Annotated in this window: 12 protein-coding genes and 1 pseudogene; 9 read left to right on the top strand and 4 right to left on the bottom strand. The window is 71.6% G+C overall.

Annotation, left to right across the window (positions count from 1 at the left end; all coding sequences use genetic code 11):
* The 4 genes and pseudogenes from ACZ66S_RS15390 to ACZ66S_RS15375 form a co-directional block, all read left to right on the top strand.
* Positions 1–512 (top strand): annotated as a pseudogene (locus ACZ66S_RS15390) (hypothetical protein); the annotation flags it as partial.
* Between the two features lie 10 nt (positions 513–522).
* Positions 523–945, top strand: a complete 423-nt coding sequence (locus ACZ66S_RS15385; protein ID WP_030313681.1) for a roadblock/LC7 domain-containing protein — start codon at positions 523–525, stop codon at positions 943–945.
* Position 946: 1 nt separating this feature from the next.
* A complete protein-coding gene (locus tag ACZ66S_RS15380) occupies positions 947–1,306 on the top strand; it encodes a DUF742 domain-containing protein (RefSeq protein ID WP_037720271.1) in 360 nt (119 codons plus the stop codon).
* Positions 1,293–1,886 carry a GTP-binding protein gene (locus ACZ66S_RS15375; protein WP_469902010.1) on the top strand — a complete coding sequence of 198 codons (594 nt, stop codon included), beginning with the start codon at positions 1,293–1,295 and terminating at the stop codon, positions 1,884–1,886. Before ACZ66S_RS15380 ends, ACZ66S_RS15375 begins: the two co-directional genes overlap by 14 nt.
* Positions 1,887–2,123: 237 nt before the next feature.
* Here ACZ66S_RS15375 and ACZ66S_RS15370 read toward each other — a convergent pair whose 3' ends face one another.
* Complete coding sequence (locus tag ACZ66S_RS15370; RefSeq protein ID WP_469902009.1) at positions 2,124–3,089, bottom strand: ABC transporter substrate-binding protein; 966 nt, start codon at positions 3,087–3,089, stop codon at positions 2,124–2,126.
* A 367-nt stretch (positions 3,090–3,456) separates the two neighbouring features.
* On the opposite strand from ACZ66S_RS15370, the gene ACZ66S_RS15365 reads away from it, so the two are divergent.
* From ACZ66S_RS15365 to ACZ66S_RS15350, 4 genes are read left to right on the top strand one after another with little or no spacing between them, the layout of a single operon-like run.
* On the top strand, positions 3,457–6,054 hold the full coding sequence (locus ACZ66S_RS15365) for a sensor histidine kinase (RefSeq protein WP_469902008.1): 2,598 nt from the start codon (positions 3,457–3,459) through the stop codon (positions 6,052–6,054).
* Positions 6,051–6,509, top strand: a complete 459-nt coding sequence (locus ACZ66S_RS15360) for a roadblock/LC7 domain-containing protein (protein WP_469902007.1) — start codon at positions 6,051–6,053, stop codon at positions 6,507–6,509. Before ACZ66S_RS15365 ends, ACZ66S_RS15360 begins: the two co-directional genes overlap by 4 nt.
* Positions 6,510–6,528: 19 nt before the next feature.
* The gene (locus ACZ66S_RS15355) at positions 6,529–6,945 is read left to right on the top strand and encodes a DUF742 domain-containing protein (RefSeq protein WP_469902006.1); all 417 of its coding nucleotides are present in this window, start codon (positions 6,529–6,531) and stop codon (positions 6,943–6,945) included.
* Positions 6,932–7,534, top strand: coding sequence for a GTP-binding protein (locus tag ACZ66S_RS15350; RefSeq protein WP_469902005.1), 603 nt, complete (start codon positions 6,932–6,934; stop codon positions 7,532–7,534). Before ACZ66S_RS15355 ends, ACZ66S_RS15350 begins: the two co-directional genes overlap by 14 nt.
* Before the next feature lie 70 nt (positions 7,535–7,604).
* Here ACZ66S_RS15350 and ACZ66S_RS15345 read toward each other — a convergent pair whose 3' ends face one another.
* The 3 genes from ACZ66S_RS15345 to ACZ66S_RS15335 are packed head-to-tail and all read right to left on the bottom strand — an operon-like array spanning position 7,605 to position 10,086.
* Positions 7,605–8,273 carry an ABC transporter permease gene (locus tag ACZ66S_RS15345; RefSeq protein ID WP_469902004.1) on the bottom strand — a complete coding sequence of 223 codons (669 nt, stop codon included), beginning with the start codon at positions 8,271–8,273 and terminating at the stop codon, positions 7,605–7,607.
* Positions 8,270–8,959, bottom strand: coding sequence for an ABC transporter permease (locus tag ACZ66S_RS15340; RefSeq protein WP_469902003.1), 690 nt, complete (start codon positions 8,957–8,959; stop codon positions 8,270–8,272). Before ACZ66S_RS15340 ends, ACZ66S_RS15345 begins: the two co-directional genes overlap by 4 nt.
* The gene (locus tag ACZ66S_RS15335) at positions 8,956–10,086 is read right to left on the bottom strand and encodes an ABC transporter ATP-binding protein (protein WP_469902002.1); all 1,131 of its coding nucleotides are present in this window, start codon (positions 10,084–10,086) and stop codon (positions 8,956–8,958) included. The genes ACZ66S_RS15340 and ACZ66S_RS15335 overlap by 4 nt, the downstream gene beginning before the upstream one ends.
* 310 nt (positions 10,087–10,396) lie before the next feature.
* Between ACZ66S_RS15335 and ACZ66S_RS15330 the strand changes: the two genes are divergently transcribed.
* Complete coding sequence (locus tag ACZ66S_RS15330; protein WP_469902001.1) at positions 10,397–12,424, top strand: ArnT family glycosyltransferase; 2,028 nt, start codon at positions 10,397–10,399, stop codon at positions 12,422–12,424.
* Positions 12,425–12,467 lie beyond the last annotated feature (43 nt).

The raw sequence follows: 12,467 nt of genomic DNA, 5'->3' as shown, positions 1-12,467 counted from the left end.
GCACCAAGTCGGCAGTCGGTGCCAAGTCGGTGGCAGACGGGGCGGACACCGGTCGCCGGCCTCCGACGCGCGGCACCCCCGCCCCCCGGCCCGACGGTCTCACCCCCCTCCCCCGGCGGGTGCCGCAGACCAGTCTCGCCGTGGAGTTGCGCGAGGAGGCCGTGGCCGTGCCCGAGGAGGACGCCGAGGAGTTCACCGCGGACCACGCGGCCTCCTCGCTCGCCGGGTTCCAGCGCGGCACCCTCCGCGCCCGGGACGAGGACGCCCTCGACGACACCCCGCACGAGACCCCGCACGACCCGACCGCGCGGCAAGCCGCCCGCACCACCGAACCGAAGGAGCCGACCGCTCACGGGCCCGACCCGCTCGACACCCCCGAGGAAGTGAGCACCGCCGCCACGAACGGCCCGCCCGACGCCCCGGACCCCGCCGCCCCCGAGGCCCCCGGCGGGACCCGCGCCCCGCAGGACCGGCCCGTCGCCGCCCGTACTCCCCACACCGACCGCTCATGAAGGACACGCCATGACACGCCCCACCCCCGCCACGCACACCCAGCTCGACCAACTGCTCACCGGACTCGTGGAGCGGGTCGCCGACGTGACGCAGGCGGTCGTGCTCTCCGAGGACGGGCTGGTCGTCAGCAAGTCCACCGGGTTCCTGCGCGACGACGCCGAGCGGCTGGCGGCGACCGCGTCCGGTCTGATGAGCCTGAGCAAGGGCGTCAGCATGGACTTCCGGGGCGGCCCGGTGCGCCAGGCGCTCATCGAGATGGCCAACAGCTTCCTGATCCTCACCTCCGCGGGACCCGGCGCCCACCTCGTCGTCCTCACGGGCCCGAACGCCGACGTCGGCGTGGTGGCGTACCAGATGAACATGCTGGTGAAGAAGATCGGTGAGCACCTCAGCGCGGCACCGCGGGCCGGCATCGGCCCCACCGGCGGGTGAGGTGACCGACAGTGACGCGTCGGGGCGGCTGGTACGTCCGTTCGCGCTGACCGGCGGACGGACCCGGCCCAGCCGCGCCGACTTCACCCTCATCACGACGGTGACCGCCGTCGACCCGCCCCCGGAAGGAGCCCCGCGCCCGCAGGCCGAGCAGACCCGCATCCTGCGCCGGTGCGCCCGCCCGGTCGCCGTGGCGGAGCTGGCCGCGCTGCTCGACCTCCCGGTCAGCGTGGTCGTGATCATGCTGTGCGACCTCCTGGAGGAGGGCCTGATCACCGCGCACCCGCCGCGCCCGGTCTCGCCCCGCTCCCCGGACCTGGACCTGTTGCAGAAAGTGAGGGAAGGCCTTGGCCGGCTCTGACACGCTCGCCACCGGGGCGGCCGGTACGCCCGCCGCCCCCGACACCGTCAAGATCCTCATCGCCGGGGGCTTCGGGGTCGGCAAGACCACCATGGTCGGGTCGGTCAGCGAGATCACGCCGCTGCGCACGGAGGAGCCCCTCACCGTCGCGGGTCTGGGCGTGGACGACCTCGCCGGGATCGAGGAGAAGCGGGCCACCACCGTGGCCATGGACTTCGGCCGCATCACGATCAGCGACGAACTGGTGCTCTACCTCTTCGGCACCCCGGGCCAGCAGCGGTTCTGGTTCATGTGGAACGACCTCGCCGTCGGCGCCCTGGGAGCGGTCGTCCTCATCGACGTCCGGCGCCCGGAGGCGAGCTTCGCCGCCGTGGACTTCTTCGAACGCCGGCGCATCCCCTTCGTGGTCGCCGTGAACGGCTTCGACGGCCGCCACCCGTACCCGGCCGAGGACATCAGGGAGTCCCTGGCCCTCCCGGCGGGGGTCCCGGTGGTGCTGTGCGACGCCCGCCGTCGCGAGTCGTCCCGGGACGTGCTGATCGCCCTCCTGGACCTGCTGATCGCGGCGGCGGTCGACTGACGGCCCCTGCGCACCGGCCGCCGGTGTCCGCGTCGGCGCTGCACCCCACGGCCCGGAGTTCCATACGACTACGTCTGAACCCCGCCCGGGGCTCCACGCGACTACGTCTGAACCCCGCCCGGAGTTCCGCCGACCACCCCTGAACCCGGCTCGGAGTTCAACCGACAACGCCCGGGCCCGGCGCGGAGTCGCCTCCGCGCCGGGCCCGGGCGCCGTCCTGTCGTGCCGTGGCGGCCGTCAGCCGAGGCCGTTGGACTTCAGCCAGGCCTTCGCGACGTCCAGCGGGTCCTTGTTGTCGAGCTGGACCTGGGAGTCCATGTCGAGGAGCGCCTTCGTGTCCAGCTTGGCGGAGACCGCGTTCAGGGCGGTCACGCCCTCCTGGGTGAGACCGGACTTGTAGACCAGCGGGGTCACGTTCGCGAAGCCGAAGAGGTTCTTCGGGTCCTGGAGGACGACGAACTTCTCCTTGGTGATGGTCGGGTCGGTCGTGAAGATGTCCGCCGCCTGGACGGTGTTCTTCTTGAGCGCCGCCTGGGTGAGCGGGCCACCCGCGTCGAGGGCCTTGAAGGACTTGAACTTCAGGCCGTACTGGGACTCGAGGCCGAGCAGGCCCTGCTGCCGGGTCTGGAACTCCGGCGAGCCGCCGATGACCAGGTCCGGGGCGATGTCCTTGAGGTCGGCGAGCGTGGAGGACGCCGTCAGGTTGTACTTCTTCGCGGTGTCCGCGTTGACCGAGACGGAGTCCTTGTCCTCGGCCGGCGCCGAGTCGAGCAGCGTCAGCTTGGAGTCGAGCTTGGCCTTGACCGCGGCGTTCACGGCCTCGGCGGACTTCTGCGCGGCGTCCTTGTCCAGGTAGGCGAGCAGCGAGCCGTTGTACTCGGGCAGGACGGTGATGGAGCCGTTCTTGAGCAGCCCGTACGTGGTCTCGCGGCTGCCGATGTTCGGCTTGTAGGTGACCTTGATGCCCTTGGCCTTCAGGGCCTCGCCGTAGATGTCGGCGAGCAGGATGCTCTCGGCGAAGTTGTTCGAGCCGACGACGACCGTGTCGCCGCTCGCGGCGCCCCCCGTGTCCTCGCTCAGGGGGTCGGAGGAGTCGTCGGAGGACCCGCACCCGGCCAGCAGCACCGTGGCGGCGGCGAGCGCGACGGCGGCCACGCCGGGGTTCTTCCTGATGGACCTGCGGTGTGCGGCGGTGTAAGTCACGATTTCCGTTCCGGAACTCAGGGGCTGCAAGAGGGCTCAGGGCGTCGTGCGGGGAAGCCCTTGCACTGATCCAATCCAGCCCGTTCTCACTCAGTCAAGAGCAGCCTGGTCACAATTGACCCTTACTCCTAGCCGGTTGTGAAGGAAGCGCGAAACCGGCACGCGGGGCGCGACTCGGGTTGTAACGGATTCTTGACTCAGGGCGGCCACAAGCGCTGTCCGAAGAGGCTGTAGTCTCGCCGCAGTTGGCGCCGGTCACACAGGCGTGCGGGAGCCACTCTGATGTCCCTACGCACCGTCCCGTAGCGATCAGAATCGGTCAGAAGCGTTCATGCGCGTCGGCCGAGACACCCACGAAGGAGGGCTGGTGTCCACGAACGAGGTGGACGCGTCCACCCGGTCGGCACCACCGCCGGACCGGGACGGTGCACGCGGCAACCGGGCGCTGCGGGACTTCGCCGAGCGCTGGCCGTTCCGACGCAAGCTGAACGTCCTGGTCGGTGTGCCCCTCGCGGTGGTCGCCGTGCTGCTGGCGTATCTCTTCGCCGACCAGGTCGGCCAGTCCCGGGACGCCTCGGACGCGGCCCAGTTGGTGCGGGACAGCGCCCAGGTGGCCAAGCTGGTCGGGCAGTTGGAGGCCGAGCACCAGCAGGCCGTCCTGCTCTCCGTACGCCACCAGTCCAGCCGGACGGGCGAAGTGCCCTCGCAGTCCGCCTACCGCGAGGCACAGATCCGGGTGGACAACCAGGTCGAGGAGGTCCTCGAGGTCTTCGGGGACCGGCTGCCGCAGGGGGAGGCCCAGGCCCTGCGCGAGGTCAACGGCCTGGAGGACCTGCGCAACACCGTCGAGAGGTCCTACCTGCCCGCCGACAACATCGACCCGGCCTACAGCGACGCCGCCAAGGGCCTGATCGACGGCCTCGGGCTCGACCGCAACCCGGCCCTCGCGGCCACCTTCACCGGCAACCTGCTCGACTCGCTGCTGCGCGCCGACGCCGCGCACGGCGCCTTCGAGACCGGGGTCTTCTCCGCGACGACCGGCGACTCCAACGCCCTGATCGAGCTGATCGGCGCGATCGGCTCCTTCGACGAGTACACCCACCAGGTCGAACGCTTCGGCAGGTTCGCCACACCGGGGCAGGCCGAGGAACTCGGCGACATCGAGCACAACAGGGCCCAGGCGACGATCGCCCGGCAGTACGCCGAGCTCCAGATCGACCCCGGCTCGCTCCAGGCGGACACCCCGTCCGAGATCAAGGAAGCCTTCCAGACGGCGCTCGACTCCTACCCGGACTACCGCACCCAGGCCCGGACCCGGCTGAAGACCACCACCTCGCTCATCGACCAGATCGCCGACCGCGCCGACACCGCCTCCCGGGACGCGCGCTCGAACGCCGCCTGGCTGCTCGGGTCGACCCTGCTGGGCTTCGTGCTCTGGCTCGCCTTCTCGGTGGCCGTACGGCGCTCGGTGGTGCGCCCGGTGCAGGCGCTCACCGGTGCCGCCCGGCAGGTCGCCGAGGTGGCGGGCCGTGAGCTCGCCCGGGTGGCCGACGACGACACCGAGGACACCGGGACGCCACTGCTCCAGGAGATGCCGGTCACCGCGAAGGACGAGATCGGTGATCTCGCCGACGTGTTCAACCAGGTGCAGACCACCGCGGTCGCACTCCTCGAACGCCAGGTGCTCAGCCGCCGCAACGTCGCCGAGATGTTCGGCAACGTGGGCCGCCGGGTCAGCAACCTGACGACCCGTCAGTTGGCCCTGATCGACGCGGTCGAGCGCGGCGAGACCGACCCGGCGCTGCTGGAACGCCTCTACAGCATCGACCACATCGCGGTCCGGCTGCGCCGCAACGCCGACAGCCTGATGCTGCTCGCCGGCATCCGCGAGACCGTCCTCGACTCGGGGCCGCTCGCCCTCACCAACGTGGTCCGTGCCGCGCTCGGCCAGATCGAGGGCTTCCAGCGGGTCTCCCTGCAGGCCGGCACGGAGGTCATGGTCGAGCCGGACATCATCGGCGACCTCACCCTGATGGTGGCCGAACTCGTCGAGAACGCCGTGGCGTTCTCGCCCGCCGGCAGCCCCGTCGAGGTGATCGTCAAGGACAGCCACGAGGGCGCGCTGGTCGTCGTCTCCGACCACGGCCTGGGCATGAGCCCGGAACGCCTGGCGGAGGAGAACGCCCGCCTCATCCGCCGCGAACGCCTCGACCTCGTCCCGACGAAGGTGCTCGGCCTGTTCGTGGTGGGCACCCTGGCCCGCCGCTGGGAGGTCGGCGTGGTCCTCTCCCGCACCCCGGGCGGCGGCGTGACGGCCGAGATCACCATCCCCTCCTCCCTCACGCTGACGATGAGCCCGGTGGCCTCCGCGGTCCCGGCCGGGGCCTCGCCGAGCGGCCAGGACACGACAGCGGCCCCGGATCCGGTCCGGCCCACCGGTCCTACGGCCGCACGGACCGACTCCGGCCAGGAGGCGCCCACCGGCCCGACACCCCGGAGCACCGCGGCCCCGGAGCCCGGCGCCACGGCGGCCGCCTCCACCGACGGCGAGCACGCGCCGCTCCCCCGCCGCATCCCGCCCCGCGAGACGGCTTCCGGCGACCCGGCCCCCGAACCCTCCTCGCCCGCGGCCCCGTTCATCCCGAAGGCCCGCACCGGCGAGGCTTCCGCCGGCATCGACGCGGGCGACGGCTCCCGTCCCCTGCGCCGCCGGGTCCGCGGTGCCACGCTGCGCACCACCGTCGGTGCCGACGCCGTACCGAAGACCGCTCCGTCGCGGCCCGCCGACGCGGAGGCCGTACGCGACGCCCTCGACGAGTTCGAGGCCGCCGTCGAGCGCGCCCACCGGGACAGCGAGACCGGCAGCCACGCCCGCCCCGTGCCCGGGGACGACGTGGACGACCGGCAGAGCGCCTCCAACCCCCCGCACGACCAGAACCACTCCCCGGAAGGAGCGGAGCAGTGAGCACGTCCACAGGTGACACGCCCGCCGACCTGCAGGCCGCCGCAGCCGACTTCACCTGGCTGCTGAACCGTTTCGCGACGGAGACCGCCGGCGTCGTCGACGCCATCGCCGTGTCCTCGGACGGGCTGCTCATCGCCGTCTCGGAGCTGCGTGAGCACGCGGACTCCGAGCGCCTCGCCGCGATCGTCTCCGGCATCACGAGCCTGGCCGCCGGAGCCTCCGGCAACTACGGGCTCGGCGGCCTCAACAAGGTCATCATCGACCTGGAGGGCGGCCACGTCCTGGTCTCCGCGATCGGCAGCGGTGCCGTGCTCGGCGTCGTCACCGACAAGGAGGCCAAGCTCGGCAACATCGCGTACGAGATGACGCTGTTCGCGAACCGCGCCGGTACCGCGCTCAGCCCCCAGCTCGTACTCGAACTGAAGAACAGCGTCGGCGCCGCGTCGAAGCGCTGACCGAGGAGGAAGCGCAGTCATGGCGGACGGCAGCACGCCTCCGGACCCGGAGCCGGGCGGTCCCGTACCCGCCGTACGGCCGTTCCTCGTCACCGCCGGACGGGTGGCACCCGATCCGGCCGGCCGGACGATGCCCGTCGAGACCCAGGTGGTGGCCACCGCCGAGGGGCTCGCCGGGCTCGACCGGCTCGCCTTCGAACAGCACGACATCGTCGCCGCGTGCCGCATCCCGCAGTCCATCGCGGAGATCGCGGCCCGGCTGCGACTACACCTGAACGTGGTGCGGATCCTCGCCGAGGACCTGCGCACGGCGGGGCAGTTGACGGTGCACGTGCCCGACTCCGGCGTCACGCACGACGCCTCCGTCCTGCGCAGGCTCATCGACGGCCTGCGTGCCATCCCCGACTCCCGAGGGGTACTCCGTGACACCGACTGAACCGGCCACCCGGCCCTCGGCCGCGCCCTCCGCCGCCGTACGACCGCCGCTGCCGGTCAAAATGGTGATCGCGGGCGGCTTCGGGGTGGGCAAGACCACCGCGGTCGGCTCGATCTCCGAGATCGAGCCGCTGACCACCGAGGCGGCCATCACCGAGGTCGCCGCCGGCGTGGACGACCTCAGCCACACCCCGCGCAAGACCACGACGACGGTCGCGATGGACTTCGGCTGCATCACCGTCGACCCGACCCTGAAGCTGTACCTGTTCGGCACCCCGGGCCAGGAGCGCTTCGGCTTCATGTGGGACGACATCGTCGAGGGCGCGGTCGGCGGTCTGGTCATCGTCGACACCCGCCGCCTCGACGACTGCTATGCCGCGGTCGACTACTTCGAGCACAGGCAGATCCCGTTCGCCGTCGCCGTCAACGCCTTCGACGGCAGGGTCGAGCACACCCTGGACGAGGTCCGCTGGGCCCTCGACGTCAACGACCGTGTCCCGGTCCTCGTCTTCGACGCGAGGGAGCGGGGTTCGGTCAGGGACGCCTTGCTCGTGGTTCTGGAACAGGCCTTGGCACGTACGGAGGGCTGAGGGGCGCGCGGAACCGCGCGACCGGCCACAGCGGTGCCGCGGCCGCGGGGCGACGGACCGCGGCACCCCGTCAGGCGCTCCTGCGCACCCCGCGCGACACGGTCAGCCTGGTGATCCACCAGAACACCGCCAGCGTGACCAGCGCCAGCCCGGCGACGAGCGTCGCCCCACCGACCACCTTCTCGTAGTTGCGCTGGTAGAGCCCGTCCACGATGTACCGCCCGAGCCCGCCCAGCGAGACATACGCGGCGATGGTGGCCGTCGACACGATCTGGATGGCCGCCGACCGCATCCCGCCGAGGATCAGCGGAAGGGCGACCGGGAGCTCGACCCGGAAGAGGACCTCCACCTCGTGCATGCCCATCCCCCGGGCCGCGTCCACCGGGGCGGGGTCCACCGACCGCATCGCCTCGTAGGTGGTGACGAGGATCGGCGGCACGGCCAGCACGACCAGCGGGGTCATCACGTTGATCAGCCCGAAGCCGAGCGACAGGGTCATCAGCACCAGCAGACCGAAGGTGGGCAGGGCCCGTCCGGCGACGGCGATGAAGGCCAGCGCGTTGCCGCCCCGCCCGAAGTGCCCGGTGACGAGCCCCACCGGCAGTCCGATCGCCGCGGCGATGGCGAGGGCCTCCAGGGTGTACTGGACGTGCTCCCAGAGCCTCGTGGGGATGCCGTCGTAGCCCTGCCAGTGCGCGCTGTCGCTGAAGAAGGCGTTGATGAAGTTGAGGACGTTCACCGGGCGGCGACCTCCGGTTCGGGCCGCTGCGCGCGCCGCGCACGCGCGCCGCTCGGCATCCACGGCGTCAGGAGCAGTCGTACGGCGACCAGCAGCCCGTCGGCGAGGATCGCGAGGACCGCCATGGTCAGCACGGCGTTCACGGCGAGTTCGGGCCGGTTGTAGATGTTGGCGTCGTTGATGAGGTTGCCGAGCGCCCCCTGGTTGCCGATGAGCGCGCCGACGCTGACGAGGGAGATGCTCGACACGGTCGCCACCCGCAGTCCCGCGATGATGGCGGGCACGGCGATCGGCAACTGGACCTGGACGTAACGGCGTACGGGCCCGAAGCCCATCGCCGTCGCCGCCGCGAGGGTCTCCTGCGGCACCGAGCGGACGCCGTCGACGAACGCCGGGACCAGGATGACGAGCGTGTACACGGTGAGCGGGATCATCACCGTGAGTTCGGTCTGGCCGGTGTAGTCGATGAGGACCACGAAGAAGGCCAGCGACGGGATCGCGTACAGCACGGTCGTCACCCACAGCACGGGCGGGTACAGCCACCGGAAGCGCACACAGAGCTGGGACAGCGGCAGGGCGATCACCAGCCCGGCGAGGACCGGCAGCAGGGCCTCCCTGAGGTGCAGCCCGACCAGTCCGATCCAACTGTGCTGGAGGTCGCTGGGGATGTCGAAGAAGCCGTTCACCGGGCGGCCTTCGCGTCCGTACGGCCTTCCGCGTGCGCCCCGCGGATCGCCTCGCCGATGGCCTGCTGGGAGACCACCCCGGCCACCCGCCCCTCGGCGTCGACCCCGACCGCCCACCCGGTGGGCGAGAGCACGGCACAGTCCAGCGCGGCCCGCAGCGAGTCGGTGCCGGCGACGAACGGCCGCCCGTACGGCAGCAGGCGCCCGACGTCGACGCTCCCCGCCGTCAGGTCCTGCGGCTCGCTCCAGCCGAGCGGCTTGCCGTCCACGTCCGTGACCAGGAAGTACGGGGCCTCGGCCGGTCCGCGGGCGGCGATCTGCTCGGCGGTGGCGTCGACCGCGACGACCGGTGCGGTCAGCAGCCGCAGTCCTGCGGAGGGGAAGAAGGAGAGCCGCCGGATGCCCCGGTCGGCGCCGAGGAAGTCCTCGACGAACGCGTCGGCGGGGTGGGACAGCAGCTCGGAGGGGGGTGCGTACTGGGCGAGCTTGCCGCCGGTGCGCATCACCGCGACCATCGTGCCGATCTTGACGGCCTCGTCGATGTCATGGGTGACGAAGACGATCGTCTTGCCCAACTCGTCCTGGATGCGCAGGAGTTCGTCCTGGAGTCCCTTGCGGACGATGGGGTCGACGGCCGAGAACGGCTCGTCCATCAGCAGCACCGGCGGATCGGCGGCGAGGGCCCGCGCCACACCGACGCGCTGCTGCTGTCCGCCGGACAACTGGTACGGGTACCGCTTGGCGAGCGAGCCGTCGAGCCCGACCCGCTCCATCAGCTCCCGGGCCCGGGCCCGCGACTTCTCCTTGCCCCAGCCCAGCATCCGGGGCACGGTGGCGATGTTGTCGACGATCGTGCGGTGCTGGAAGAGCCCGGCGTTCTGGATGACGTACCCCATGCCGCGGCGGAGCGTGTTGACCGGCTGCTGCCGGCTGTCCTTGCCGTCGATCGAGATGGTGCCCTCACTGGGCTCGACCATCCGGTTGATCATGCGCAGGGTCGTCGTCTTGCCGCAGCCCGAGGGACCCACGAGGACCGTGATCGAGCGGTCGGGAATCTCCAACGAGAGCCGGTCGACCGCCACCGTGCCGTCCGGGTACCGCTTGGTGACTGAATCTATCCGTATCAAAGCGCCGAATACCCTTCGGGTCTGGCTGAAGTTGTCCGCATTAGGCCGGTCCAGCAGGCCGTCCGGCAGAGTCTAGACCGCTTGTGTTGCAGACATTCGAACGTGGTCCGGACCGTCGTGCCGGATCCAGGCCCGAGCGGGCCCGTGGCTCCTCCAGGCGGGCGAGGCCGAGCGCGAGGTCGATCGCCACGGCTGTGGGCGGCCTGTGGGTTCCCTGATTCTCATTCTTCGTTCAGCGAAGGCACAGGGATCGCCCAGCAGCGGGCTCGATGGTCATGACAACACCGCCCGGAGACCTGGAGTACGTGCCATGACGACACTCGCCCCGCCGCCCCCGCCGTCCGTCCAGGAGGGCAGGCACCGGGCCGCGGCACCCGCCGCGGGCAGCCGGCTGCGCAGACTGTTCACCGGCGCCCATGAGGACCCGCGCTGGGCCCGCCCCGCCCTCTGGGCGATCCTGGTCCTCGCCACGGCGCTCTACGCCTGGAACCTGACGTCCGTCACCGGCAACACCTTCTACGACGCGGCCGTCTACTCCGGCACCAGGAGCTGGAAGGCGTTCTTCTTCGGCGCCCTGGACTCGGGCAGCTTCATCACGGTCGACAAACCGCCGTTCGCCCTGTGGGTGATGGGGCTCTCCGCCCGCCTCCTCGGGTACGGCACCTGGCAGTTGACCCTGCCGATGGTCGCGGTCGGCACCGGCTCGGTGGCCCTGCTCCACCGCATGGTCAAGCGGGACTTCGGCGCCGTGGCGGCCACGATCGCGGCGCTCGCGCTCACCCTCACGCCCATCACCGTCGCCATCAACCGGGACACCAACCCCGACCCGGTCCTGGTCTTCCTGATGCTGCTCGGCGCGGCCGCCCTGATGAAGGCCGTGCGCACCGGACGGCTCATGCCGCTGGTGTGGTCCGGGGTCGCGATCGGCTTCGCGTTCAACACGAAGATGATGCAGGCGTACGTCGTCCTGCCGGCCTTCTTCCTGGTCTACCTGTGGGCGGCGCGCACCGGCCTCGGCAGGCGCGTCCGCAACCTCGCCGTCGGCACCGTCGCGCTGGTGGTCTCCAGCGCCTGGTGGATGGTGGTCGTCGACCTCGTCCCCGCCTCCTCCCGGCCGTACATCGGCGGCTCCACCGACAACACCGTGTGGGACCTGGTCATCGGCTACAACGGCTTCGGGCGGATCTTCGGGGCGGGTTCGTCGGTGGGCTCGCAGGGCAACGGCGCCGGTTTCGGCGGCGAGGCGGGGCTGTACCGGCTGTTCAACAGCATCATGGGCGGCCAGATCTCCTGGCTGATCCCCTTCGCCCTCGTCGCGCTGATCGGCGGTCTGGTGCTGCGCGGCCGGGCGCCCCGCACGGACGCCAGGCGGGCGGCGCTGCTGCTGTGGGGCGGCTGGTTCGTCCTGCACTACCTGACCTTCGCGCTCGCCGAGGGCACCTTCCACCCGTACTACGTCACCGCCATGGCGCCGGGCGTCGCGGCTCTGGCCGGTATCGGCGCGGTGCTGCTCCACCAGGCCTTCCGGGAGCGTTCGGCGCCCAGGTGGGGCTGGGTGCTGCCGGCGGCGGTCGCGGGCAGCACGGTGTGGGCGGTGGTCCTGCTCCAGCGGGTCTCCGGCGCGGGGACGCTGTACACGGTCGCCGAGGTCGTGGCCGGGGTCGCGGGCGCGGTCGCGGTGACCGGGCTGCTGCTCGGCCGGTTCACCGGGCGGCAGCGGCTGACCGGCATCGCGGCCCTCGCGGCGGTCGTCGCCCTGCTCGCCGGTCCCGGCGCGTACTCGGTGTCGGCGGCCGGCTCCAGCACCAACGGCACCAACCCGACGGCCGGTCCGAGCACCGGCGGCATGGGCGGGCGTCCGAGCGGCGACGGCGCCCCGGGGAGCGGCACGAACGGCTCCAGCAGCCGGTCCATGGGGCAGCCCCCGTCCGCGACGGGAAGCACCGGGAGCAAGGACACCGGCGCGGCGCAGTCCGCCCCCGGCGCCGGAGGCACGGGCGCAGGCCAGGTCTCCTCCGCGATGATCTCGTACCTGAAGAAGCACCAGGACGGGGCCACCTGGCTGGTCGCGGTGGCCACCGACCAGACCGCCTCCTCGATCATCCTGGAGTCCGGTGAGCCGGTGATCTCCATGGGCGGCTGGTCAGGCTCCGACAACGCGATGACCCTCGCCAAGCTCAAGAGCCTCGTGAAGTCCGGCAAGCTGCACTACGTCGTCGTCGGCGACAGCGGCCAGGGCTCCTCGAACTCCGCGATCTCCGCCTGGGTCAAGAACCACGGCACAGCGGTGAGCACCTACAGCGGCCTGTACCGCCTGAACGCCTCCGACGTGGGCTGACGCGGGCCGACCCGCACGGTACGGACGAAGGGCGGGCCGCCGG

The sequence above is a fragment of the Streptomyces sp. NPDC107471 genome (genome assembly GCF_055582845.1).
This window is presented reverse-complemented; position numbering and strand designations above follow the sequence as displayed.